Source organism: Solwaraspora sp. WMMA2101 (assembly GCF_049179175.1).
GTDB lineage: Bacteria > Actinomycetota > Actinomycetes > Mycobacteriales > Micromonosporaceae > Micromonospora_E.
The window spans coordinates 2,831,919-2,856,717 of record NZ_JBMHMA010000006.1 but is presented as its reverse complement, the minus strand read 5'-3'; the positions used below and the strand labels follow the sequence as shown (position 1 = coordinate 2,856,717).

The 24,799-nt window shown below is 73.4% G+C and carries 19 protein-coding genes and 1 pseudogene; 16 read left to right on the top strand and 4 right to left on the bottom strand.

The genetic code is table 11. The annotated features are described in order from the left end of the window. Position 1 precedes the first annotated feature (1 nt). The 6 genes from ACN28F_RS13770 to ACN28F_RS13745 all read left to right on the top strand — a co-directional run bounded on the left by ACN28F_RS13770 (position 2) and on the right by ACN28F_RS13745 (position 6,131). Positions 2-430, top strand: a complete 429-nt coding sequence (locus ACN28F_RS13770; protein WP_289208342.1) for a hypothetical protein — start codon at positions 2-4, stop codon at positions 428-430. Between the two features lie 22 nt (positions 431-452). Then, the gene (locus ACN28F_RS13765; protein ID WP_421358060.1) at positions 453-2,108 is read left to right on the top strand and encodes a protein kinase domain-containing protein; all 1,656 of its coding nucleotides are present in this window, start codon (positions 453-455) and stop codon (positions 2,106-2,108) included. Positions 2,109-2,188: 80 nt separating this feature from the next. After that, a complete protein-coding gene (locus tag ACN28F_RS13760) occupies positions 2,189-3,205 on the top strand; it encodes a hypothetical protein (protein WP_289208341.1) in 1,017 nt (338 codons plus the stop codon). 121 nt (positions 3,206-3,326) lie between these two features. After that, positions 3,327-3,998 carry a DUF305 domain-containing protein gene (locus ACN28F_RS13755; RefSeq protein WP_289210743.1) on the top strand — a complete coding sequence of 224 codons (672 nt, stop codon included), beginning with the start codon at positions 3,327-3,329 and terminating at the stop codon, positions 3,996-3,998. A 238-nt stretch (positions 3,999-4,236) separates the two neighbouring features. After that, positions 4,237-5,118 (top strand): transporter substrate-binding domain-containing protein, encoded by an 882-nt coding sequence (locus tag ACN28F_RS13750; protein ID WP_289208340.1) that lies wholly within the window; start codon positions 4,237-4,239, stop codon positions 5,116-5,118. Beyond that, a complete protein-coding gene (locus ACN28F_RS13745) occupies positions 5,115-6,131 on the top strand; it encodes a hypothetical protein (RefSeq protein WP_289208339.1) in 1,017 nt (338 codons plus the stop codon). Before ACN28F_RS13750 ends, ACN28F_RS13745 begins: the two co-directional genes overlap by 4 nt. Before the next feature lie 78 nt (positions 6,132-6,209). On the opposite strand, the gene ACN28F_RS13740 is transcribed toward ACN28F_RS13745, so the two are convergent. Beyond that, positions 6,210-6,887 (bottom strand): Crp/Fnr family transcriptional regulator, encoded by a 678-nt coding sequence (locus ACN28F_RS13740; protein WP_278119492.1) that lies wholly within the window; start codon positions 6,885-6,887, stop codon positions 6,210-6,212. 231 nt (positions 6,888-7,118) lie between these two features. Here ACN28F_RS13740 and ACN28F_RS13735 point away from each other — a divergent pair, with 231 nt between their 5' ends. The 6 genes from ACN28F_RS13735 to ACN28F_RS13710 all read left to right on the top strand — a co-directional run bounded on the left by ACN28F_RS13735 (position 7,119) and on the right by ACN28F_RS13710 (position 12,504). Next, positions 7,119-7,778 carry an adenosylcobinamide amidohydrolase gene (locus tag ACN28F_RS13735; protein WP_421358057.1) on the top strand — a complete coding sequence of 220 codons (660 nt, stop codon included), beginning with the start codon at positions 7,119-7,121 and terminating at the stop codon, positions 7,776-7,778. A gap of 117 nt (positions 7,779-7,895) precedes the next feature. Further along, on the top strand, positions 7,896-9,014 hold the full coding sequence (locus tag ACN28F_RS13730; protein ID WP_421361395.1) for a CapA family protein: 1,119 nt from the start codon (positions 7,896-7,898) through the stop codon (positions 9,012-9,014). Between the two features lie 23 nt (positions 9,015-9,037). Beyond that, a complete protein-coding gene (gene nth / locus ACN28F_RS13725) occupies positions 9,038-9,847 on the top strand; it encodes an endonuclease III (protein ID WP_289208338.1) in 810 nt (269 codons plus the stop codon). Beyond that, positions 9,844-10,515 carry a TlpA family protein disulfide reductase gene (locus ACN28F_RS13720; protein ID WP_421358055.1) on the top strand — a complete coding sequence of 224 codons (672 nt, stop codon included), beginning with the start codon at positions 9,844-9,846 and terminating at the stop codon, positions 10,513-10,515. The genes nth and ACN28F_RS13720 overlap by 4 nt, the downstream gene beginning before the upstream one ends. Further along, positions 10,512-11,264 carry an NUDIX hydrolase gene (locus ACN28F_RS13715; RefSeq protein WP_421358053.1) on the top strand — a complete coding sequence of 251 codons (753 nt, stop codon included), beginning with the start codon at positions 10,512-10,514 and terminating at the stop codon, positions 11,262-11,264. The genes ACN28F_RS13720 and ACN28F_RS13715 overlap by 4 nt, the downstream gene beginning before the upstream one ends. A gap of 61 nt (positions 11,265-11,325) precedes the next feature. Then, positions 11,326-12,504, top strand: coding sequence for a MarP family serine protease (locus ACN28F_RS13710; RefSeq protein ID WP_289208336.1), 1,179 nt, complete (start codon positions 11,326-11,328; stop codon positions 12,502-12,504). On the opposite strand, the gene mycP is transcribed toward ACN28F_RS13710, so the two are convergent. Beyond that, a complete protein-coding gene (gene mycP, locus ACN28F_RS13705) occupies positions 12,425-13,825 on the bottom strand; it encodes a type VII secretion-associated serine protease mycosin (protein ID WP_421358051.1) in 1,401 nt (466 codons plus the stop codon). The genes ACN28F_RS13710 and mycP overlap by 80 nt on opposite strands. 96 nt (positions 13,826-13,921) lie before the next feature. Beyond that, positions 13,922-18,142: a type VII secretion protein EccCa gene (gene eccCa / locus ACN28F_RS13700; protein ID WP_421358049.1), complete on the bottom strand. Its 4,221-nt coding sequence runs from the start codon at positions 18,140-18,142 to the stop codon at positions 13,922-13,924. Positions 18,143-18,268: 126 nt separating this feature from the next. Here eccCa and eccD point away from each other — a divergent pair, with 126 nt between their 5' ends. Beyond that, complete coding sequence (gene eccD / locus ACN28F_RS13695; RefSeq protein ID WP_421358047.1) at positions 18,269-19,672, top strand: type VII secretion integral membrane protein EccD; 1,404 nt, start codon at positions 18,269-18,271, stop codon at positions 19,670-19,672. A 42-nt stretch (positions 19,673-19,714) separates the two neighbouring features. Here eccD and ACN28F_RS13690 read toward each other — a convergent pair whose 3' ends face one another. Continuing rightward, positions 19,715-20,221: an inorganic diphosphatase gene (locus tag ACN28F_RS13690; protein ID WP_282225122.1), complete on the bottom strand. Its 507-nt coding sequence runs from the start codon at positions 20,219-20,221 to the stop codon at positions 19,715-19,717. Positions 20,222-21,132: 911 nt separating this feature from the next. On the opposite strand from ACN28F_RS13690, the gene dacB reads away from it, so the two are divergent. The 3 genes and pseudogenes from dacB to tilS form a co-directional block, all read left to right on the top strand. Beyond that, on the top strand, positions 21,133-22,674 hold the full coding sequence (dacB, locus tag ACN28F_RS13685; protein WP_421361394.1) for a D-alanyl-D-alanine carboxypeptidase/D-alanyl-D-alanine endopeptidase: 1,542 nt from the start codon (positions 21,133-21,135) through the stop codon (positions 22,672-22,674). 52 nt (positions 22,675-22,726) lie between these two features. Further along, on the top strand, positions 22,727-23,800 hold the full coding sequence (locus tag ACN28F_RS13680) for a zinc-dependent metalloprotease (protein WP_289210739.1): 1,074 nt from the start codon (positions 22,727-22,729) through the stop codon (positions 23,798-23,800). 7 nt (positions 23,801-23,807) lie between these two features. Beyond that, positions 23,808-24,779 (top strand): annotated as a pseudogene (tilS, locus tag ACN28F_RS13675) (tRNA lysidine(34) synthetase TilS); the annotation flags it as partial. Positions 24,780-24,799: the final 20 nt, after the last annotated feature.

Below are 24,799 nucleotides of genomic sequence, written 5' to 3'. Positions count from 1 at the left end.
GATGAAGCTGCCCCGTTCGGTTGCCGGTTGGACCATCGCCGTCTTCGGGGCGATGGCCCTGTTGCTGGGCGCGGTGGGGCTGGTCCAGCCGGACGTCCTGTTGGTGATGCTCGGGTTCGACGTGGTGCCGGCGGCGGACCGGGTGGCCGGTGACTACACCCGTACGTTCATGGCGGCGTCGTCGATGGCGTCGTTCAACATGGGTGTCTACTACCTGCTGGCCGCGGTCACCGACTGGCGGCCGTTCTTCCTGTTCACCGTCGTGTTCCGGCTGGTGACGACCGTGGTGTTCGGCGTGCTGGTGGCGGCGGAGGTGGCTCCGCTGCGGTTCGTCGGGGTCGCGGCCTGGGAGGGCCTGGGCGCGGTGGTGACCGGGGTCGCGCTGTACGTCGAGCGTCGTCGCGAGGGGCGGGTGGCGCTCTCCGGCTGAGACGTTGGGTACCGTTTACGGTGTGAACGACAGGACGCCGAGCGCACTGCCGTTCCCCATGGTGCCTGGACTGTCGGATTTGTCAGTCTTTGCCAGGGGCGGATTCGCCACCGTGTACCGCGCCGTCCAGGAGTCGGTGGGCCGCGAGGTCGCCGTCAAGGTCGAGAACCGTCCCCTGGACAACGAACGGGAACAGCGTCGCTTCATGCGGGAGGCGCGGGCCGCCGGGCGGATGTCCTCGCACCCTCACGTCGTCGACCTGTTCGACGTCGGGGTCACCTCCGACATGCACCCGTACCTGATCATGGAGATGTGCGACGGCTCGTACGGCGACCGGATGAAGACCTCGCCGCTGGACGCCTTCGAGGCCCGCGACGTCGGGGTGAAGATCGCCGACGCCCTCGCCGACGCACACCACCTCGGCGTGCTGCACCGCGACGTCAAACCGGCCAACATCCTCTACTCCCGCTTCAACGAACCGGCGCTGGCCGACTTCGGCCTCGCCGTACTCGTCGAGGCGCGCGACGCGTCGGTCACCCTCGAGGTGCTGACCCCCGCGTACGCCGCGCCCGAGTCGTTCCACCACCGCCCACCGTCGCCCGCCGCCGACGTCTACGCCCTCTGCGCCAGCCTGTACGCCATCATGCGCGGCCGGCCGCCCCGCTGGGAGGACGACCGCAGTCCCAGCCTGGTGATGCTGCTCGAACTGTTCGACCGGCCCCTGCCGGAGCTGCCCGGCGTGCCGACGGCGTTCACCGACGTGCTGCGTCAGGGGATGGCCAACGACCCCGCGGCGCGACCCTCGGCGGTCGCACTGCGCGACATGCTGGCCGCCGTACCGCTCGGCCCGCACTGGAGCCCGGCGGCGCCGCACCGGCCGCCGTTCTCGATCGCCCCGGTCTCGGGCGGGCCGTCGACCGGTGGCACGGTGAGTGGCGGCCGCGCGTCGGTGCCGGCGCAACCGTCGGCGCAACCGAGTGAGCAGACCAGCTGGACCGTGCCGATTCCGCAGCCGCCCGGTGCGGTCGGCCCGCCCGGTGCGAACGGTGCGAACGGTGCGGTCGCTGGCGCGCTCACCCCGGCTGCCCGACCCGGTACCGCCACCGCGCACCCCCGGATGCGCCTGCTGGCCGGTGGGCTCGGGGTGCTGGTGCTGCTCGCGATGACGAGCGTCGGCACCTGGATGGTCGCGAAGGGCACCCTGCCCGGTGGGTTCGACCGGCCGTCGGTGGCCACGCCACAGGAGCGCACCCCCCGCCCGGCCGGCGTCACCGGACCGGCCGGTGCCGTACTGCCCAACTGCGAGCTGGCCACCCGCCCCGGTCTGCGCTGCCCGGACGACCTGGAGTGCTTCGAGGGCGAGCTGACCGGCGGGCAGCAGCAGCTCGCGGTCGTCGCCTGCACCGGGCGGCACACCTGGGAGACCTTCGCCGTGGGCGAGCTGCCGGCCCACCTGTCCGGCGCCGACCACGCCACGATCGAGGCGGACCCGACCGTACGGGCGGGGTGCAGCGCGGAGGTGTTCCGGCTCGTCACCCTGCGGATGGACGTCAGTGACTGGCGGTTCGCGGTACTCGGACCGGGCGAGGTGGCGCTGGCCGGCGGCGAACACAGCTACCGCTGCCTGGCAGGCAAGGGGCCACACGGGCTGTTCGGCCCGGTTCTGGCCGCCCGCTGACTTGGCAAACACCAGTTGAGGTGCACCCCGCGCCCCTAGGCTGGGCAGGCCAGAAGTAGCCGAGCGGGCTGAGGTGGCCGATGGACCAGCCGCACCCGGACCAACCGACCCGGATCAGCCGGTGCCTGCTGACCGGGGCGATCCTCGCGGTGGCGGCGACCGCGATCATGGCCGCGTTCACCTGGCCCGCCGTGTACGCCGAGCCACGCGGCGTACCGATCGGTCTGGTCGCGCCGCAGGGCGCGTCGCAGGCCGTCACCGACGCGCTGGACCAGGCCCGACCGCACGAGTTCGTCGTCCGGCGCTACGCCGACCGCGCCGACGCGGTGCACGCCATCCGGCACCGGGACGTCTACGGCGCGGTCGTGGTCGGCGACGGGACGCCGCCGGAACTGCTGGTCGCCTCGGGTGCCAGTACGGTGGCCCGCCAGCTCATCGAGGCACTGTCGGCGGCGTTCGGTGCCGCCGATCCGGCCGCCACCGATCGACCGCAGGTCACCGATGTCGTACCGCTGTCGCCGCACGACGAGCACGGTGCCGGACTCAGCGCGTTCTTCTTCCCGCTGCTGCTCGGCGGGCTCAAGGGCGGGATCTTCATCGCGATCGGCATCCAGGGCACCGGTCGGCGGCTGCTGACCCTCGCGGTGCTGGCCGGGACGGCCGGTGTCATGGTCGCGCTCGTCGGCCAGGTGGCGTTCCGCATCCTCGGCGGGGCATTCGCCCTCAACGTCGCCGCCAGTGGCCTCACCATCGCCGCCATCGCAGCCACGGTGATCGGCCTGCGGAACCTGATCGGGCTGCACGGCGTCGGCGTCGGCACGGTCGTGATCATGCTGGTCGGCAGCCCGATCTCCGCCGCGATGCTGCCGGTCGAGTTCCTGCCCCGACCCTGGGGCGCGATCGGCCAGTTCTTCCCACCCGGCGCGTCGGTGTCGCTGATCCGCAGCATCTCCTACTTTCCCGACGCCCCGACCCTCGGACAGTGGTCGGTTCTCGTCGGCTGGACGCTCGCCGGCTGCCTGCTGGCGGCCGCCACCGCCGGTCGCCCGTCGGCCCACAGCAGGTCCACGACACCGGCGAGCGTCAAGGCGGCCTGATCACGGTTGCGACGATGTCGAGACGGTCGCCGGTGGCGACGATGTCGGATCGACCCGCAACCATCCGTGGTCGCCGACCGTATCCGTTACGGGTACCGACAGGAGGAGATCGACGTTGACAGTGCACACCTGGTGGTCGCGGTGGACGGCGGTGACCACCGGCGTGCGGGTCGCCCTGGCGACCGGCAGCCGTGCCGTCGCCGTCGCCGTCGTCGGGGGTCCGGCCGCAGCCGTACTGCTCAGCGGCTGCGCCGTCGGCCCGTCGGTGGACGACTCCGGCCCCACGACCCAGCCGCCGGCGGCCACCGCCCCCGCCGCGCCGAACGCGACGGACATCGCTTTCGCCCGTGACATGATCCCGCACCACCAGCAGGCGATCGAGATGGCGGGGCTTGTCGCCGGGCGGTCGGCGAGCGCCGCCGTGCAGGATCTGGCCGGGCGGATCCGTGCGGCGCAGGACCCGGAGATCGACCAGATGGCCGGCTGGCTCACCGAGTGGGGTCAGCCGTTGCCGAGCCCTGGACAGCACACCGGCGCGGACGGGCATCACGGGATGCCGGGCATGATGACCGGTGACGAGATGACCGCCCTGTCGAATTCGACGGGCGTCGAATTCGACAGGCGGTTTCTCGACATGATGATCCGTCATCACGAAGGCGCGGTGCAGATGGCGCGGATCCTGCGCGCGGACGGTGCCGACCCGGCGGTCCGGCAGTTGGCCGAGTCGATCGCGACCAGCCAGGAGGCGGAGATCGGCGAAATGCGCGAGTTGCTGGCGGAGATTCGCCCGTAGCCTCGCCCAGTGGCGTGACCGGACGACGCCGGCGGCGGTGCGGCAATCCGCTGAACGGGTGATCAGAGGCGCTTGCCGTCGACGGCTAGATTGAGGACGGCCGGCAATGTGGACGGCTGCCCAGTGCATGATCGACCGTTACTGTCGTTGACGGGCGGAGGCTGCCGTGACGGATGTGACCATTTCCCCGGATCCGGTCCGCCGTAGTCGGCCACGCCAGCTCGTGACCACCATCGCGGTGGCTGCGACACTGCTGCTGGCCACGGCTGCGGCCTGCGACGACGACACCGATCCGGGCCTGCCGACCGTGCAACAGCTACGCGAGGCGTCCACCATCCACGACCGGGCCAAGCTGCGTATCGGCGTCAATCCGGACTTTCCGCTGATGTCCTACCTCGACGGGAACACCCGCAGAGGATTCGACATCGAGGTCGCCCGCTACATCGCCAGGTCCCTCGGGTTCGAAGGGGACCAGAGCATCCAGTGGGTTCCGCTGACCACCGAGCAGCGGGTCGAATTTCTGCGCAGTGGCAGGGTCGACATCGTGGTGGCCAGCTTCTCCATCACCGACGAGCGGGCGAAGGACGTAGGTTTCGCCGGACCGTACCTGATCACCACGCCGGAGGTGCTGGTCCTGAAGGAGTACGCCGACGAGATCCAGACCATCCCGGATCTGCGCAAGGACGAGTACGCCGTCTGCGTCGCCGGTGGCTCCACCACCCAGAGCATGTTGAAGGAGCTGTCCGTCCCGGTCGGGGAGGCGGACAGCCCGTCGGACTGCCGGGACGGTCTGCTCGACGGCAAGTTCCAGGCGATGGTCTCCGACGAGACGATCCTCGCCGGCTTCCTGTCCGAGGACCCCACCGAGTTCGAACTGGTGGACATGCCGTTCGGGGTGGAGGAGGCGCTCGGCATCGGGGTGCCGCTGGAGGACGAGAACCTGCGGGACCTGGTCGCCTACTTCCTGGCCAAGAGCTACGAACAGAGCCAACGCGGCGAGGCGACCGCATGGCAGACGGCGTACACCGTGACCCTCGGCAACTGGCTCGGCGAGGCGCAGCAGCCACCGCCGATCGGCGCACCCGATCTGCTCGACCACGACGACAAAATCCGCCAGTGACCGCGCCGGCCCGCCGCCCGGAGGACGAGGACCGGCGGAACCGGGCAGCGCAGCAGTTCTGGAGCGTGGTGGTCGGCGCGCCGGCCATCGTCTCGGTGCTGCGGCTCGTCGTCGAGGCCGGCGGCGAACTGCAGACGACGCTGCTGCTGGCCGCCAACGTCAACCCGGTGAACCTGGTCGCCGCGTTCGTCACCACGGCGAGTCGGCTGGTCTCCGGCGCGATGGTCGCGCTGTTCGCGATCAGCGCGGTGCTCGCGGTCAGCATCGACAACGACCCGGCGGGCTGGCGACGACGACCGATACCGCTGCTGGTCCGCTGGAAGCGGGTGGTCCCGGTCTGGCTGGTGATCGTCACTCTCCTGGTCGCGGCGGTGACCTGGAAGATCCTCTACCTGCCGTTGCTGCTGCCCGTGGTGGCCGCGACCTTCCAGCTCTCGCTGCGCCGGGTCCACGAGCGTCGGGCATTCCAGTTGGCGGCCCTCGCCGCGCTCCTGATCGCCTACTACGGCCTGCTCGGCCCGACCGTGGCCGCGGCCGTCGGCGCCGGGGAGTGGATCGCGGCGCTGGTGCTGGCCGCGCCGCCGCTGCTCGCCGTCGCGGTGACCGGCCCGGTGCTGGCCGCCACCGTACGGCCACTCGTCGGGCTCGGCCAGCTGGCCATCATGATCATGCTGGCCTGGACGTCCTACTCGGTGGCCACTGCCCCGGTGCTGCCGACAACGGTGACGACCGTCGAGGTGGCCGACGACGAGACCGAGCAGATCCGGGGCAGCGTGATCGCGGTCGACGACGTCAGCGTGGTGATCCTGCAGGAGCAGGGCGGCATCCGCTACGTGGACACCGAACAGGTGGGGGCCCGGGTGCTCTGCCCCGACGAAGGCGACCTGCCCCGGTACCGGCTGTGGGTGCACGGATTCCACGTCGAGGATTCGTTGCTGCAGGCGCTGGGCCGGCAGGTGCGACCGATCACCCCGGTCGGCGCGGTCTGCCGGGCGACCGCCCCTGGGTCGTGACCGGCCCGGCAGGGGCTCAGCAGCAGCCCGGCAGGGCCTCAGCGGCGGCCCGGCCGTGACCGGGCCGAGGCAGGTCGTTCAGACCCGGGCCCGGCGGGCCAGTCGCTCCGGGTCCAGGATGATGATGCTCTTGCCGTCCAGCCGCAGCCAGCCCCGCGAGGCGAAGTCGGCCAGTGCCTTGTTCACGGTCTCCCGGGACGCGCCGACGAGCTGGGCGATCTCCTCCTGGGTGAGGTCGTGGGTCACCCGCAGCACGCCGCCGTCGCGGGTGCCGAACCGGCCCGCCATCTGCAGCAGGTTCTTGGCCACCCGGCCGGGCACGTCGGTGAATATCAGGTCGGCGAGGGCGTCGTTGGTCCGCCGCAGCCGGCGGGCGAGCACCCGCAGCAGCTGCTCGGCGATCTCCGGCCGGTTGTTCAGCCATGGCCGCAGGGCCTGCTTGCGCAGCCGGGCCAGTCGGGTGTCGGTGACCGCGGTCGCGGTCGCGGTACGCGGCCCGGGGTCGAACAGGGACAGCTCACCGACCATGTCCGACGGCCCCATCACGGCGATCAGGTTCTGTCGGCCGTCGGCCGCCCGCCGACCGACCTTGATCTTGCCGGTCAGAACGATGTACAGGCTGTCTCCGGGCTCGCCCTCGTTGAACACGATCTCGCCCTTGCGGGCCTCGATCGTCTCCATCTCCTTGGCGAGCGCCTCTGCGGCCTCCGGGTCGACGCCCTGGAAGATCCCGCTACGAGCCAGCACCTCGTCCATCGCGCACCTCCGCCTGCGCGGCGTCCGCTTCCGGCACCCAGCCGGCAGCTACCGCGCGCAGTCAGTCTAGGTGCATCCCGCCCCTGGCCGGATGCGCACCCTCCGAATCTTGATCCAGAAGCGTAACCCAACCGGGTGGATCCGTCGTTAATATGCGGCACCGGTTCGCCCACCGGTGCCTGCGGCGCGGCCGGCGGACCGCGCCCACCCGGCTGGCCGTATCGTCGACCGGTGTCTGATCTCGCCCGCCCCTGGTTCGCCACCCGCACCGAGGACGGTACGGCGCTGCCGTACGCCTGCTGGGCCCTGACCGGGCCGGCGCTGGCGATCAGCTCCGCGCCACTCGGTGGTGGCATCGGCCTGCGCTGGTGGGTGATCAACGCGACGGTGCCGATGTCGTACCGCCGCGACGACCCCGACGCGCACCTGACGGCCCTCGCCGACCAGGCCGACCTGCGCGGGCCGGGGGTCGGGCTGCTCACCGGGGTGGACGTACGCAGGACCGTGACCTGCGACGAGGCCGGTGTGCGGATCTGGGCGACCGTCGGGCTCGGCACCCCGATCCTGGCCGCGGCCGACCCTGACCCGGGTGCCGACCCGGGCCGGGTCGGCACGATCAACCTGGTGGCCGCACTGCCGGTGCGGCTGAGCGACGCGGCGCTGGTGAACGCCGTGGCCACCATCACCGAGGCGAAGAGCCAGGCCCTGGTCGAACTGGGGCTGCGGGCCACCGGTACCGCCACGGACGCGGTCGTCGTGCTCTGCCCGCCGGACGGTCCGCCGGAGCCCTACGGCGGACCGCGTTCCACCTGGGGGGCCCGGCTGGCCCGGGTGGCGCACCGCACCGTGCACGACGGCGCCCGGCCAGGTGGGCCGGGACACGCCGGATGAACCAGCCGGACGGGTGGTCGTCGGCGGGCGCCACCGGCCGGTAGGGTCACGCCAGTGACCGACGCCCAGCGTTCCTCGCGGGGCCGGCGGCGGCAGGAATCCACCGCCGGCAGCCCCATCGTGTCGATCGTCGTGCTGACCGCCGTGCTGCTCGGTGCCGTCCTGGTCGGCATCGTGGCGCTCGGCGGTATCAACCGGGACGAGCCGGATCCGCAGTGGCGCGCGGCCGCCGGGCTCTCGCCCAGCGCCAGCCCGAGCCCGCAGCCCCAGCCGATCAGCATGTCCGCCACCGGGGACATCGTGCTCGGCAACGCCCCGGACCGGTTGCCGCCCGACGACGGGGCCGGCTTCTTCGACTCGGTCACCGAGGCGCTCGCGGCGGACCTGGTGATGGGCAACCTGGAGGAGCCGCTGACGGTCGACACCGGCACCGGCAAGTGCGCGCCCGGCTCGACCCAGTGCCATCAGTTCCGGGCCCCACCGGAGTACGCCGCGCACCTGCGCGACGGCGGGTTCATGCTGCTCAACCAGGCCAACAACCACGGGTACGACTACGGTGAGGCCGGCTACCGCAACACCCAGCAGGCCATCGAGGAACACGGCATGCGGCACACCGGCGCGCTGGACCAGATCACCGTGCTGGACGTCGCCGGGGTCAGCGTCGCGGTCGCCGGGTTCTCGTCCTACTCGCCGCCGAACAACAGCCTGATCGACATCGACGCGGCGGCGGATCTGGTGCGCCGGGCCGACGAGCAGGCCGACCTGGTCGTCGTCCAGGTGCACATGGGGGCCGAGGGGTCGGAGATGACCCGGGTCACCGAAGGCACCGAACTGTTCCTCGGGGAGAACCGGGGCGACCCGATGGCCTTCTCCCGCGCCATGATCGACGCCGGGGCGGACCTGATCGTCGGCCACGGCCCGCACGTGCTGCGCGGCATGGAGTTCTACCAGGGCCGGCTGATCGCCTACAGCCTGGGCAACTTCGCCGGTGGCGGCGGCACGCTCAGCAACAACGGGCGGCTGGGCTGGGGCGGCGTACTGAAGGTGTCGCTCAATCCGGACGGCAGCTGGGTCGACGGTGAGTTCGTCGCCACGTACATGAACGGCAACGGCCTGCCGACCGTCGACGACGATCGCCGGGGCCTCGACCTGGTCCGCGAGCTGAGCGAGTCGGACTTTCCGCAGACAGCCGCACAATTCGCTGATGACGGGACCATCTCCCCTCCACTGGACTGAGCCGGCGACGTAGGCTGGCCGGCGTGACCACCTCGGCCCCCCGCGCCACGAGAATCCGGGCTGACCACCCGGAGACCGACCTGGGCCGCAAACGCCGGGCCCGGCGGATGGCGAAAGTGCTGGCCCGGACCCACCCGGACGCGCACTGCGAGCTCGACCACGACGGGCCGCTGCAACTCGCGGTCGCGACGATCCTGTCCGCACAGTGCACCGACAAGCGGGTCAACGAGGTCACCCCACGGCTGTTCGCCCGCTACCCGACGGCAGCCGACTACGCCGGTGCGGACCGGGCCGAGCTGGAGGAGCTGATCCGCCCGACCGGGTTCTTCCGGAACAAGACCGACTCGCTGATCCGGCTCGGCCAGGCCCTGTCCGACCAGTACGGTGGCGCGGTCCCGGGCACCCTGCCGCAGCTGGTGGCGTTGCCCGGCATCGGCCGTAAGACCGCCAACGTGATCCTCGGCAACGCCTTCGACGTGCCCGGCATCACCGTCGACACCCACTTTCAACGACTGGTCCGACGCTGGCGGTGGACCGAGGAGACCGACCCGGTCAAGATCGAACACGCGGTCGGGGCGCTGATCGAGCGCCGCGACTGGACCATGCTCTCCCACCGGGTGATCTTCCACGGCCGGCGGGTCTGCCACGCCCGCAAACCAGCCTGCGGCGCCTGTACGCTCGCCCCGCTCTGCCCCGCGTACGGCACCGGCCCGACCGCGCCGGCCGACGCGGTCACCCTGCTCAAGGGGCCCCGTGCCGGGGAGCTCGCCGAGGCGGCCGGGATCAGCGCCGAGCTCGTGCCGGCGGCCGCCGTGGCGGCGGAGGCACCATGACCGTGCAGGCCCCTGCCGCGTCGACCGGCGTCATGCCGGGCTGGCGGCGGCTGCTGGCGGTCGCCGTACCGCTGCTGGTGCTGGCCGGTTGCGGCGGTGGCGCCGGCGGCGGGTCGACCACCGAGGCCGGCGCGGTGCCGTTCGCCGACTGCGCGGGCCTGACCACCGCACCGCCGGCCTCCACCGCCCCGCCGGACGCCGCCGCACCGCCAACCGACGGCGTGTCGCCGGACGCCACGCCGACCGGCACGTCGCTGCCCGCGATCGAGCTGGCCTGCTTCGCCGACGGCACCCCGGTCGCGGTCGACGCGATCCGCGGCCCTGCGGTGATCAACTTCTGGGCCTCCTGGTGCGAACCGTGCCGCGACGAACTGCCGGCGCTGCAGCGCCTCGCCGACCGTACCGACGGTCAGCTGCACCTGGTCGGCGTCAACACCTGGGACGACCGGGACCGGGCCGTCGCGATCGCCGAGGACCTCGGGCTGAGCTTCCCGAGCCTGGTCGACCGGGACCGGGCGTTGCTGCTCGGCGTGGAGCGCGTCGGCCTGCCGTTGACCCTGTTCGTGGACGACCGTGGCACCATCCGACACACCTACGAGGGCACCGTCGACGACGTCACCCTCGCCGAACTGGTGCAGCGCGAGCTCGGGCTGCCGGTGGCCCGGTGACCGGGCCAGCCGGACCAACCGCGCCGGTCGGTCCGCTACCGCCCTGGTGGCAGCCGCTGCTGAACCGGCTGCACGCCGCCCGTACCACCGATTTCAGCCGGCTCGCCACGCCGGAGCGCGGCGGCCGGCCCAGCGCGGTGCTGGTGCTGCTCGGCGAGGGCCGACCGGGCGAACCCGACGTGCTGCTGCTGCAGCGGGCCGCCACCATGCGCAACCACGCGGGGGAGTCGGCGTTCCCGGGCGGCGGTGCCGAACCCGGCGACGCCGACGCCCCCGCGACCGCGCTGCGGGAGGCGCAGGAGGAGGTCGGGCTCGACCCCGACAGCGTCACCGTGGTGGCCCAACTGCCCCGGCTGTGGATTCCGGTCAGCGGATTCGTCGTCACCCCGGTGCTCGCCTGGTGGCACCGCCCGCACCCGGTGCACCCCTGCCAGCCCGCCGAAGTGGCCCACGTCACCCGACTGCCCGTCGCCGAGCTGGTCGACCCCGACAACCGACTGCAGGTACGCCACCCCAGCGGCTGGATCGGCCCGGCCTTCCAGGTGCGCGGCATGCTGGTCTGGGGGTTCACCGCCGGCGTGCTGTCGGCGCTGCTCGACATGGGCGGCTGGGCCGGCCCGTGGCCGACCGACCGGGTGATCGACCTACCGGCCACCCCGCCCGTCGGCGTCGGGCTGGTCGACACGGTGGGTGAACGGCTCGGCGACGTACCGCCAACTGTGGACGGGTCGGCGCCGCAGCGGTCCTGACGGCGGCCGCCACGGACGGCTACCGGTCCGACCACCTGACGTGCCCCCGTAGTCTTGACGGGTGTCCGCCGTCGATGTCGTACTTCTGCTGCTCATGTTGGTCTTCGCGGTCAGTGGCTACCGCCAGGGATTCGTCATCGGGATCCTGTCGTTCGCGGGGTTCCTCGGCGGCGCGTTGATCGGGTTGCAACTCGGCCCGCTGCTGGCGCAGCAGTTCGTCGACAACGCGGCCCGGGTGGTGGTCTCGCTGGTCGCGGTCTTCGGCCTCGCCGTACTGGGGCAGGCCCTGGCCGGCTGGGCCGGCTCCCGGCTGCGGCACGCGATCACCAGCCCGGCGGGCCGCCGGGCCGACGACATCGGCGGGGCGGCGGTCTCCCTGGTCGCGGTCCTGCTGGTCGCCTGGCTCGTCGCGGTGCCGCTGGGCTCCTCGGCGATGCCCGGACTCGCCGGCGCGGTCCGCAACAGCGCGCTGCTCAACGGCATCGACCGGGTGATGCCCCCGCAGGCGCAGGCCCTCTCCACCGCCCTGCGGGACACCGTCGACACCCGTGGCTTCCCCGACGTCTTCGGCGGCCTCACCCCGACCCGGGTACGGGAGGTGCCCGCCCCGGACCCCGCCCTGGCCGGCTCGGCGGTGGTCGCCAACGCCGAACGCTCCGTGGTGAAGGTGCTCGGATCCGCGCCCCGCTGCTCCCGCCGCATCGAGGGATCCGGGTTCGTGTACGCCGAGGACCGGGTGATGACCAACGCGCACGTGGTGGCCGGTACGCAGACCGTGGCGGTCGAGGTACTGGGTGAACAGCACAACGGGCGGGTGGTGGTCTACGACCCGGACCTGGACCTGGCCGTCATCTACGTACCGAACCTGCCGGCCCCGGTGCTGCCGTTCGCCGACCGACCGGCCCCGACCGGCGCGGACGCGATCGTGCTGGGCTTCCCACTGGACGGTCCCTACGACGCGCAGTCCGCCCGGGTCCGCGACGTCGGCCCGATCACCGGCCCCAACATCTACAACGAAGGCGACGTCAACCGGGACGTCTACACGATCCGGGCGCTGGTCCGCTCCGGCAACTCGGGCGGACCGCTGGTCGCGGCGAACGGCCTCGTGCTCGGGGTGATCTTCGCGGCGGCGGCCGACGACCCGAACACCGGCTTCGCGGTCACCGCCGAGGAGGCGTCGGTTTCGGCGGCGCTGGGAGTACGGAGCACCCGTCAGACCGCCACCGGCGAGTGCGCGTGACCTCCACACGGGGAGTCGTGGCGGTCACGGACACCAGGTGCATCCGACGGGCCAGCCACGCCCCGATGCCGACCGTGACCAGGACCAGCAGGCCGCCGCTGAGCAGCCCCTGACCGCCGTCGTCAGGGTCCGCGCCGACCGGACCGATCGACCAGCCGGCGCCCTGATCGTCACCCGGCCCGCTCAGCCGGGTCGCGGCGCCGGCCACCGCCGCGGTGGCGGACTCCAGCCCGGGTGCCGGGCCGAACCCGACGATGCCCGGTGTCTCGTTGTCGTCGAGCGGGTTGTGTGCCACGGTCTCCACGCCCTCGGTCAGCGCGGCGACCGGATCGACCACGCCGAAGCCGTACCGGTCGTCCCGACCTGCGGCACCGAGGTCCCGCGCCGTCTCGATGAGCCGGGTCACCACCGTCGCCGCCGACATCTCCGGCCAGCGCGCCCGGATCAACGCGGCGGTCGCGGCGACCAGCGGCGCGGCGAAACTGGTGCCCTGGACCCGCCAGTAGCCGCCCGGCCGGGCACCGACCAACCCGGTGGCCGGTGCCGTCAGCACCGTCTGCGCGCCGGTGATCGACCCGGCCCACAATGCCTCGCCCTCACGTTCGAGCCCGGCCACCGCGATCACGCCCGGCTCCCGTGCCGGGTACCACACCTCGGTGGTGCCGGTGGCGGAGACGTTGCCGGTGCAGGCGACGACCACGACGTCGCTGGCGAACGCGTAGTCGAGCGCCGCCGCCAGTGCCGGGCTGTCGCCGCTGCCGCCCAGCGACAGGTTGATCACCTGGGCGCCGTTGTCGACCGCCCACCGGACCGCCTTGGCGACGATCATCGCGTCGTCGTAGCGGTTCTCCTCGTCCAGCACCCGCACCGGCAGAATCCGGGCACCGGGGGCGAGCCCGAGCACCCCACTGTCGTCGTCCCCGCGCCCCGCGATCAGCCCCGCGACGGTGGTGCCGTGCCCGACCGGGTCGGACCGGCCGTCACCGTCGGCCACGAAGTCCATCCCGGGTAGCACCTGACCGACGAGATCGACGTGCTCCGCGTCGACCCCGGAGTCGATCACGGCGACCGTGACGCCGGTGCCGGTGGAATGCTGCCAGGCGGTGGGCGCCGACAGCTCCCGCAACTGCCACTGTTCGTCGCGGATCGCGTCGTACCGCACCGGCAACGCGGTCGGCGGCGTGGCGACGGCCGCTGCGGCGACCCCGGCCGACAACGGGCTGGCGCCACGGCCGGCGACCGGGGCGGTCCGGGAGGTGGCCACCGGAGTGACGGTGACCAGCACGACGAGCACCGCCGCGACGACACGGACGGCAGGCACCGTCCCGACGAGGCGTCGGACGGCGCGGCGCGGTTGGCGCGGCAACGACGTCACAATCTGGCCTTCTCACCCCAACAGACACTTGCTGCACGGAGGTTACCGTGATTCTCCACCGCCAGATGTGCTCTTGGGGAGACTGATGTGACCGTCGGGCACCGGCGGCGGCAGATAGGCCAGCTGGATCAGCCGGGTCGGCTCCCGACGGGTCACCAGCCACCCACGGCCCGGCGGCAGCGGTGTGGGGCGGACCGGGCCGACCAGCGGGCCCTCGTCCGGGTCGCCGCGCAGGACCAGACCGGCGCTGGACAACTCCCGTAGTCGCTGCTGGACCGGCCGGTACAGGGCCCGCGCCGCCCCACCGCTGCGCCGCGCCAGCACCAGGTGCAGCCCGACGTCGCGGGCCTGGGCCAGGTGTTCCACCAACGGCAGCAGCGGATCGGGACCGCCGTTGTCGACCAGGTCGTGATCGTCGACCAGGACGAACAGCTCCGGACCCGACCACCAGGACCGGGCGGCCAGTTGGCCGGCGGTCACCTCCGGCCCGGGCAGTCGGTCCCGCAGATAGCTCGCGGCCGACGCGATCAGGTCCGCCGTGTGCGACGGAGTGCTGCCGTACCCGATGAGGTGGGGCGAGGTGACCGCGCCGAGCAGACTGCGTCGGTAGTCGACGATGATCAACCTGGCCTGTTCGGGAACGAACCGGTCGACGATGGATGTGGCGAGTGCACGGAGAAAGGCCGACTTGCCGGACTCCGCTTCGCCGAAGACCACCAGGTGCGGGTCGGCCGCGAAGTCGACCGCCGCCGGTCGCAGGTCCGCCTCGGCCAGGCCGATCGCCAGCCGCAGCCCGTCCGCACCGTCCCCGGCCGCCCCCGCGACCCGGGAGAACTCGGCGTACGGCACCAGGTCCGGCAGGAGCCGCACCGGCGGCGCGCCCCGTCCCGGCCAGTGCCGGGCGATCGCGGCGACCAGTCCGGCGGTGCCGGCACCCGCGTCCGTAACCGCATTCGCATTCGCACCCGGCTCGGCCACCTCGGCGAGAGCGGTCTCGCCCACCTCGGCGAGAGCGGTGCGGAAGTGGAAACCGTCGACGGACAACCCCCGGCCCGGCTGCGCCGGCACGTTGCCGGCCGAGCGGCGGGACACCATCGATTCGACCGGATCGCCCAGCCGCAGCTCCAACCGCGACCCGAACAGGTCCCGCAGCGCCGGCCGGAAATCGGTCCACCGGGGGGCCGACGCGACCAGGTGTACGCCGTACGACAGGCCCCGGGTGGCCAGGTCGGTGATCGGCTGCTCCAGGTCGTCGTACTCGCCGCGCAGCGTCGGCCAGCCGTCGACGACCAGGAACACGTCGCCGTACCGGTCGAGGTCGTCGGCCGGGCCGTCCGCCGCATCACCACCAACGGCGGCGCGGACCCCGACGGCGGCCCGGCGACGGCGGTACGCCGGCATCGAGTCCACCCCGAGCGCGGCGAACCGCCGCTCCCGGACGGCGAGCAGGTCGGCGACCTCGGCCACCGTACGGCGGACCGTGGCTGTGTCGGCGCGGCCGGCCACCGCTCCGACGTGCGGCAGCTCGCGCAGTCCGGCCAGGGTCCCGCCACCGAAATCGAGGCAGTACAGCTGAACCTCGTCCGGGGTGTGAGCCAGCGCCAGCGCGCAGACCACCGTACGGAGCAGGTGCGACTTGCCGGCCTGCGGCGCGCCCACCACGGCGAGGTGCCCGGCGGCGGCGTCCAACGACAGCCACAGCGGGTCGCGCTGCTGTGCGGCCGGCTTGTCGACCAGCGCGACCGGCACCCGCAGCCGGCCCGCGACGGCGGGGTCCGCCACCTGCAGACCCCGACCGGGCACCGGACGGACCGGCCCGAGCAGGTCGTCCAGGCGTGGGGAGGTGTCCAACGGCGGCAGCCACACCTGGTGGGCGGTGGGGCCGTACCGGGCGAGCCGGTCGACGGTGACGTCCAACAGGCTCGGCCCGGTGACCGGCGGCGCGACGACCGGCTCCGGCGCGACCGCTGGCACCACCGCCGTCCGGTAGTCGTACAGCCGGGGCGCACGGCGGCGTCCGCCGGCCGGTCGCGGCCTCGGCCGGCGGTACGGTCCGGACACGTACGCGGCCCGGAACCGCACCGGCGGTTCGGTGCCGTAGGCCAGGAAACCGTGTCCCGGATCCCGGGGCAGGTGGTAGGCGTCCGGTACGCCGAGAATCGCCCGGGACTCCAGCGCGGAGAAGGTGCGCAGCCCGATCCGGTACGACAGGTGGGTGTCCAGCCCACGCAGCCGGCCCTCGTCCACCCGCTGCGAGGCGAGGAGCAGGTGGATGCCGAGTGACCGACCGAGGCGTCCGATCTGACCGAAGACCTCGATGAAGTCCGGCTTGGCGGTGAGCAGCTCGGTGAACTCGTCACAGACGATCAGCAGCGCCGGCAGCGGCGGCAACGCCGGGTCGTTCTGCCGGGCCCGCAGGTACTCCTGACGGCTGGCCAGGTTGCCGGCCCGGCGCAGCAGGTCCTGCCGGCGCACCACCTCACCGGTCAACGAGTCCGCCATCCGGTCGACCAGCGGCAGCTCCCGGGCGAGGTTGGTGATGACGGCGGCGGTGTGCGGCAACCGGTCCAGGGCCGCGAACGTGGCACCGCCCTTGAAATCGACGAGGACGACGTTCAGCTCCTCCGGCGGGTGGCTCAACGCCAACCCGAGCACGAGGGTCCGCAACAGCTCGGACTTGCCGGAGCCGGTGGCGCCGACGACCATCCCGTGCGGACCCATGCCCTGCGCCGCCGACTCCTTCAGGTCGAGTTCGACCGGCCGGCCGTCGGCGTCGACGCCGATCGGTACCCGTAGCTGCCGACCGGCCGCCGGGCCGCGTACCGGCCCGTCCGCCGTCCACCACCGTGCGGCGGGCGCGGCGTCGAGTCCGAGCAGCCGGATCAGGTCGGCCTCAGCGGCCGACCCCGGCGTCGTACGGTCGCCGGCCGCCAGCCGCAGCGGCGTCAACTGCCGGGCGAGCGCCTCCGCCTCGACAGTGCTGAGCTGGTCCGCCGTCGCCGTCGCCGGCAGTCCCGTCCGGACCCCGTCGGCAGCGGTGGGCCCGCTGCGCTGGTCGGTGAACCGGCCGTCCGGTCCGATCGCCAGCTCCAGCGTGGCCGGGTCGAGCGTCGCCGGCGTGGGGTCCACCTCGATCACGGTGAGCCGGGCCGTACCACCGCTGTCGCGACGCAGGGTCGGCAGGTCGCCGGTGACGCCGTCGAGGACGACCACCAGGTGCGCGCCGGTGCCGGTGGCCGGCCCGGCGCCGCTCGGCGGCGCCGCCACCAGCGGGGCCACCAGCGGCGCCAACTCGGCGACGTCGGTGGCGACGAGCCGCAGCGCACCGGCGGCGTCGTGCCGCTGCGGATGCCAGACGTGCGGCAGCCACTTCGTCCACTCCCAGGCGGGTCGACGCTGCGGTGCGGCGCAGACGGCGATCCGTAGCTCGTCCGGCGGGTGGAAGACGGCGAGCTGGGCCAGCATGGCCCGTACCACCGCCGCCGGCCGCGTACCGCCGTCCCGCTCCGGCCGCGTACCGCCGTCCCGCTCCGGCCGCGTACCGCCGTCCCACGCCGGGCTCTCGCCGCTCACGTGTGGTGCCGACCGGTTTCCGGTCGTGGTGACGACGATCCGGGACCACGCGGGCAGCGCGACCGTCGCCGGCAGGTCCGGCACCACGGCGTAGGTGTCGACGAACCGTCGTACGGCGGCGGCGGTGAGCGGCTCGACGTCCTCGGGTGCCTGGCCGGTCGGGGCGACGAGCGCGGTGGCGAGGCGTTGCGGGCCCACCCCGACCCGGACCACGCCGAAGTCGTCGTCGCCCGCCCGGCGCTCCCACACCCGGCTGCTGGCCGCCGTCGACCACAGCGTGTGCGGATCCGGGTGGCGGTAGCACAGCGCTGCCCGTTGCCGTACCGCTGTCTGGCGCACCTGTCGGCGTAGCTCGGCCAGGTAGCGCAGGTACCGCCGGCGGGCGACGTCCATCTCGGACGCGGTGGCCGCACCGCCGCCGGCCTGCCACGAGGTGGCCAGCATCGCCAGCGCGGAGACCGCGAACACCGCGCCCATCAGGTACGGGTAGGCGCCGCCGCCCTGGCCGAGGGCCATCGCCGCCGCGACCGAGCCGCCGAGCGCCGGCAGCAGCATGAACGCCTGCTGCCATCGGCCGGCGACCCCGGTGGGTTCGGTCGGCAACGACGGTGGCGCGGCGATGCGGATCTCGCCACCGGTGACGTCGGGTGCCGGCTGGCGGGCCGGTCGGTCGAGGACGGTACCGGACATCGACTCAGCTAACACGGCACGCTGCGTCGTCCGCAACGGACACACCGTGGTGTTCCCCAGTGTATCGAAAGTGGATACAGTGCTCCGGTCTGTTCGGCCAGTGCAGCTGTGCGTAACGGAGGTGCCGTGAGCGTACGTCTGGCGAAGATCACCGTCTGCGGGCCGCGACGTCGGCTGGACCTGGCGCTGCCGGCCCACGTGCCGGTCGCCGAATGGCTGCCGGAGGTGCTGCGTCGCGCCGGCGACGGGCTGGCCGACGAGGGCGAGCGGCACGGCGGTTGGCTGCTGTGCCGCACGGACGGTACGCCGGTCAGCGCCACTCGGCCACTGCCGCAGCAGGGGGTACGCGACGGCGAGGTGCTGCACCTGGTGCTCGGCGACACCTTCTGGCCGGAGCCGGAACACGACGACCTGGCGGACCTGGTCGCGGCGACCTCCCGCCGCCGGCGCACGCCGTGGTCCGGGCAGACCACCCGGCGCTACGCCGGCGCGGCGGCGGCTGCCTGGCTCGCCGGCGGCTGGCTGCTGCTGGTCCGCTCCAACGGTCCCGACCTGGCGGAGCTGGCGGTGGCCGTCACCGTGGCGGTGGCGGTCGCCGGGGTGCTCGCCGACCGGGTGTGGCGCAATCCGGTGGCGGGCCTGACGCTGGGCGCGGGCGCTCTGCCGTACGCCTTCGCCGCCGGCCTGCTGCTCGCCGGGGACGGCGGACCGGTCGGCACCGACCCGCACGGTTGGCCGAGCGCCGGGGCGGTACTCGCCGCTCACCTGGCGATGCTGGTGGCCGCGCCGCTGATCGCACTCGGCGTGTCCACCGGCCGGTCGATCTTCGCCGCCGCGACCACCGTCGGTCTGCTCGGCAGCCTGGCAGCGGCGGTGGCGCTCGCTGGCGCGGGAGCGGCCGGTGCGGCCGCTCTGACGCTGGCCCTCGTCGGCTGCGGAACCGGTCTGCTGCCCCGACTCGCGGTCCGGATCGGGCGGCTGCCGGTGACCAGCCCGGCGACCGGCCCGAGTGACGCGACCGCAGCCGGGGCGACCACCGCCGACAGGTCCGCTCCGGACGCGGACGCGGTGGCACATGGCGTGGTCCGCGCCGAACAGGTGCTCACCGGGATGCTGGTCGGGTCCGCCGTCCTGGCCGCCGTCGCGAGCGCCGTCCTGGTGTGGCGCGGCGGCGTGGCCGGTCTGGTTCTGCTCGGGACGGCGGCGGTGGCGTTGCCGCTGCGCGGCCGGATGTTCGTCGTCGCCCGTCAGCGGGTGCCGTTGCAGGCAGCGGGGCTCACGGCAGGGGTGCTGCTGGTGTTCGTCGGTCTCCCGGCGTACCTGCCGTTGCCGGCGACCGTTTTCGTCGCGCTCGCGGCCGTACTCGCGCTGACCACGGCGGCGGCCGGCGGCCGGTACGCCACCCGGGCCCCGTCGCCGTACCTCGGTCGGGCGGCGGACGTGCTGGACACGCTGGCGGTGGTGTCGTTGATCCCGGTCGCCGGTGCGGTGCTGGGCCTGTACCGGTGGGCCACCGGCCTGCTCGGCTGAGCGTGGCCGGCAGCCCACCCGGGGGGGGCTGGGTTCAGCCGGTCAGTGGGCTGCCTCGCCGCGTTCCAGGGCGGCCTCACGCCGCCGGAACGACGCCTGGATCTCGGCCTCGGCCTCGACCCGCCCGACCCAGGTCGCACCTTCGACCGACTTGCCCGGCTCGAGGTCCTTGTAGACCACGAAGAAGTGCTGGATCTCCAGCCGGTCGAACTCGCCGAGGTGGTGGATGTCGCGCAGGTGCTCCTGGCGCGGGTCCTCGTACGGCACGCAGAGGACCTTGTCGTCGGCGCCTTTTTCGTCTTTCATCCGGAACATGCCGATCGCCCGGCATCGGATGAGGCATCCTGGGAAGGTGGGTTCCGGTACGAGTACCAGTGCGTCCAGTGGATCGTCGTCCTGCCCAAGGGTTCCCTCGATGAAACCGTAGTCTGCCGGGTACTGCGTCGAGGTGAACAACGTACGGTCCAGCCGGATCCGGCCGGTCGCATGATCGACCTCATATTTGTTCCGGTGACCCTTGGGGATCTCAACCGTCACGTCGAAATCCATCATCACGCTCCCTCGTCGCCCGCGCTGGCTACGGAAATAGAGCGGTACGCCGCTCGGGCGTTGCCCCGCCCGACCGTTGGCTCCCGCTCGCTTTGTGAACACAAGTAGTGTCGCCTAGTCGGTTCGTCGTATGGGAGGTGGGGCCGGTGGGGAGGGAAGATTCACACTCGGGTAAGACCGCCGGTGAGGCCGACCCGTCGGGCCGGGAGCCCGACATCTCGCCGCAGGGCAAGGTGGTCGATGCGGAGAGTGACAATCTGGCTGGTGGTGATCCGCCCGAGGACGGTCCGGCCGACGCGCCGGCCTCGCCGGCCGTGGTCACCGCCGACGAGGTGACCGCAGCCGTACCCGAGCCCGTACCGGAACCCGAGCGCGAGCCGGAGTCGGAGTCGACAGTCACGCCGGAGCCGGTTGCTGAGCCCGGCGCGGTCGTACCTGAGCCGGTCGTCGGGCCCGAGCCGGTCGTCGGGCCCGAGCCGGTCGTCGTACCTGAGCCGGTCGTCGTACCTGAGCCGGTCGCTGAGTCCGAGCCGGTTGTCGGGCCCGAGCCGGTCGCTGAGCCCGAGCCGGCGCGGCGGCCGGTGACCGGGCGGGCCGTCGTACCGTCGAACACCCCGCCCCGGCCGCATCGTGGTCAGGCCGTCGTACCGGTGCGCGCCACCGCGTCAGCGCCGCAGCCGCCAGCAGCAGCGCCTCCGTCTGAGTCCGTGCTTGCGGCCGAGTCCGCATCGCCGTCGGTGGCCGCGCCGGAGCAGCCTGTGGCCGTACCCGAGCGTGCTGCGGTCGAGTCCGAGCAGCCTGTGGCCGTACCCGAGCAGCCTGTGGCCGTACCCGAGCAGCCTGTGGCCGTACCCGAGCAGCCTGCAGCCGGGCCCGAGCCGACCGGCGCTGGGGTCGGTCGCCGGCGGGCCATGTTGCTGGCCGCCGCGATCGTCGGTGCCTTCCTGCTGGTGAGTGGTACGTCGGTCGCCGTGCTGCGACCGGGGCCGGTGGCCGGCTGGTTCGGTGCCCAACCCGATCCCACCCCCAGCCCGTCAGGCGATCCGACGCCCGGGCCGGTGCTGGCCGCGATGGCGGCGGACGCACCGGTGCCGGACCAGACGGCGCTGGCGACGGAGCTCACCGCGGCACTCGCCTCGTCCGGACTCGGCGGTCGGGTGCATGTCTCCGTCCAGGACATGGCGACCGGGTCGGTGCTGTTCAGCCAGCAGCCGGACATGATGACCATGCCGGCGTCGACCACGAAACTGGTCACTGCGGCGACCGTGCTGGCCACGGTCGGCCCGACCCACCGGATCGCCACCCGGGTGGTCGCGGGGTCGGCTCCCGGTGAGGTCGTGCTGGTCGGTGGCGGTGACCCGACCCTGGCGATCGACGGGACCGGGTTCTACCCGACGGCGGCGCGACTCGACGAGCTGGCGGCCGCCACCCGTACGGCGCTCGGGGCGACCCCGGTCGCCAGGGTCGTCATCGACGCGTCGCTGTTCTCCGGTCCGGCGTTCGGGTCCGGCTGGGACGACGACATCCCCACCGGCGGGTACGCCGCGGCGATCACCGCGTTGATGGTCGACGGCGGCCGGACCGACCCGAAGGCAGGCAAGGGGTGGGCACCCCGCTCGTCGGCACCGGATCTGGCGGCCGGCCGGGCCTTCGCCCGGGCCCTGGGCCTGCCGGCGGAGGCGGTGACCAGCGCACCTGCGGGCTACGCCGAGCAGCTCGCCGGATCGACCGGGCAGCCGACGGGCAGCACCGGGGCGGTCGCGGGCGCCCCGGCCACCTCGGCGGCGGGGACCGGCACCGACGCGACCACGCAGACCGCCGGCACCGGCGCGCCCTCGCAGACCGCCGGCACCGGCGACCCGGCGGTGCGTCCCGGCACCGAACTCGCCCGGGTCGAGTCGCCGCCGATGATCAGCCTGGTGGAGACCATGCTGGCCGACAGCGACAACGTCGTGGCGGAGGCGCTGGCCCGACAGGTCGCCATCGCCCGGGGCGAACCCGCGTCGTACGCGGGCGCGGCGGCCGCGATGGACGCCGTACTGGCTGATCTCGGCCTGCCGGCCGAACAGAGCGAGCTGTTCGACGGCAGCGGCCTGTCGCGGACCAACCGCATGTCGCCCCGCCTGCTGACCGAGTTGACGGTGCTGGCGGGCAGCGGCAGCCGTCCCGAGCTGGCCGGGATATTCGCCGGACTGCCGGTCGCCGCGTGGTCCGGAACGCTGCAGGGCCGGTACCGGGCGACGGCCGCGCCGCAGCGGGCCGGCGCCGGCGTGGTGCGGGCCAAGACCGGCTCGTTGTCCGGGGTGAACTCACTGGCGGGGACGGTCACGACCGCCGATGGCCGGTTGTTGGCGTTCGCGGTGCTGGCCGACGCGGTGCCGCTCTACATCGACCAGGCCCAGGAGGCGCTGGACCGGATCGCGGCGACCCTGGCGGGTTGCGGTTGCCGCTGACCAGGACATGATCAACAGGGTCGACGAGCGGTACGCGGGTACGGTGGGTGGCATGGCGCAGTTCGTGGACTGGGATCTGGCCGCCGCTACCGCTGGCGCGCTGAGCAAGTCGGGGCCGAAGGCTACCTTGGACGAGGCGACCCAGGTCGTCGACGACCTCCGGCGACTCACCGACGAAGCGGCCGGGCACGTCGTCGCGTACACCGGGTTGCAGGCCCAGGTCGCGCACCCCCCGGTGCGGGTGGTCGACCGGCGGGACTGGGCGGCGGCGAACATCGCCGGGCTGCGCGACGTGATCACCCCGCTGGTGACCCGGGCCGCCGGGGACCGCCAGCCCGGTGCGCTGACCGACGCGATCGGCTCGCGGGTGACCGGCGTCCAGGCCGGTACGGTGCTCAGCTACCTGTCCGGACGGGTGCTCGGCCAGTACGAGGTCTTCTCCGGTGACCCCGGCCAGCTGCTGCTGGTCGCGCCGAACATCGTCGAGGTCGAGCGGAAACTGCAGGCCGACCCCCGGGACTTCCGGCTCTGGGTCTGCCTGCACGAGGTGACGCACCGGACCCAGTTCACGGCGGTGCCGTGGATGCGGGGGCACTTCCTCGGCCAGGTGCAGGCCTTCGTCGACGCCTCCCAGGCCGGCGGCGACAACATCGTCGAGCGGATTCGACGGGGCGTCGGCACACTGTCCGACGCCATCCGCGATCCGCAGAGCCGGGCCAGCGTGCTCGACATCGTCCAGACCCCGGCCCAGCGGGCCGTCCTGGACCGGCTGACCGCGTTGATGACCCTGCTGGAGGGGCACGCCGAGTTCGTCATGGACGGCGTCGGGCCGGAGGTGATCCCGACCGTGGAGCAGATCCGGGCCGGCTTCAACCGGCGCCGCGAGGCGGGCAACCCGTTGGAGAAGGCGATCCGTCGGCTGCTCGGCGTGGAGGTCAAGATGCGCCAGTACGCCGAGGGCCGCAAGTTCGTCCACGGCGTCGTCGAGCGGGTCGGCATGGCCGGTTTCAACAAGATCTTCGACTCGCCGTTGACCCTGCCCCGGCTGGAGGAGCTCGGCGACCCCGACGCGTGGGTTGCCCGGGTGCACGGCCCGGTGTCCGGTTCGCCGCCCACGGTTGCCTGAGCCGCCGGTGGCCGGGCCCGCTGCTGAGGTCGCCGCGCTGCGGGTCGCGGTCCGCCGGGTCCTGCGCGGGTACGCCGGACGGACCGTGCTGGTGGCCTGTTCCGGCGGTCCGGACTCGCTGGCGTTGGCGGCCACCGTCGCGTTCGTGGCCCCGCGCTGTGCCGTCACCGCCGGTCTGGTGACCGTCGACCACGCCCTGCAGCCGGGTTCCGCCGCGCGGGCCGGGCAGGTGGCCCGGTGGGCGGCCGACGTCGGGTTCGACCCGGTCGTGGTGGCACCGGTGTCGGTCGGGCGCGACGGTGGTCCGGAGGCGGCGGCCCGCTCCGCCCGGTACGCCGCCCTCCAGGAGGTGGCCAGCCGGCACGGTGCCGTCGCCGTGCTGCTCGGGCACACCCGCGACGATCAGGCCGAGACGGTGCTGCTGGCGCTGGCCCGGGGGGCCGGGCCGGCGGGACTGTCCGGGATGCCGCCGGCCCGCGAGGTCGCCGGCGTCACGCTGCTGCGGCCGTTGCTGTCGGTGACCCGGGCGCAGACGACGGCGGCCTGTGCCGCGCTGGGGCTGGACCCGTGGACCGACCCGCACAACACCGACCCGGCGTACGCCCGGGCCCGGGTCCGGGCCGATCTGCTGCCGGCGCTGGTCGACACGTTGGGTGCCGGGGTGGTGGCGAACCTGGCCCGGACCGCCACGCTGCTGGCGGCCGACAACGCCGTACTCGACGGGTTGGCCGACGCCGCGTTGCGCCGGGCCCGGACCCCGGCCGGGCTGGTGGTCGCGGTGCTCGCCGAGCAGCCCGACGCGGTACGGACCCGGGTGCTGCACCGCTGGGCCCGTGAGCTCGGCGCGGCGGGCGGCGCGTTGTCCCACCGGCACGTCGACGCCCTCGACACGCTGGTGACCGGTTGGCGGGGGCAGCGGGCGGTGCACCTGCCCGGGGGGATCCAGGTCCACCGTCGGGCCGGCGTACTGGCCGCCGTGAGCGCGACCGCCGACGAGCC

Excerpts from the sequence above, each read along its gene's own strand:
- ACN28F_RS13760 (WP_289208341.1), top strand. The coding sequence starts at position 2,189 with ATGGACCAGCCGCACCCGGACCAACCGACCCGGATCAGCCGGTGCCTG.
- ACN28F_RS13740 (WP_278119492.1), bottom strand. The coding sequence starts at position 6,887 with ATGGACGAGGTGCTGGCTCGTAGCGGGATCTTCCAGGGCGTCGACCCG.
- dacB (WP_421361394.1), top strand. The coding sequence starts at position 21,133 with ATGTTGCTGGCCGCCGCGATCGTCGGTGCCTTCCTGCTGGTGAGTGGT.
- eccCa (WP_421358049.1), bottom strand. The coding sequence starts at position 18,142 with ATGTCCGGTACCGTCCTCGACCGACCGGCCCGCCAGCCGGCACCCGAC.
- ACN28F_RS13720 (WP_421358055.1), top strand. The coding sequence starts at position 9,844 with ATGACCGTGCAGGCCCCTGCCGCGTCGACCGGCGTCATGCCGGGCTGG.
- ACN28F_RS13690 (WP_282225122.1), bottom strand. The coding sequence starts at position 20,221 with ATGGATTTCGACGTGACGGTTGAGATCCCCAAGGGTCACCGGAACAAA.
- ACN28F_RS13680 (WP_289210739.1), top strand. The coding sequence starts at position 22,727 with ATGGCGCAGTTCGTGGACTGGGATCTGGCCGCCGCTACCGCTGGCGCG.
- ACN28F_RS13770 (WP_289208342.1), top strand. The coding sequence starts at position 2 with ATGAAGCTGCCCCGTTCGGTTGCCGGTTGGACCATCGCCGTCTTCGGG.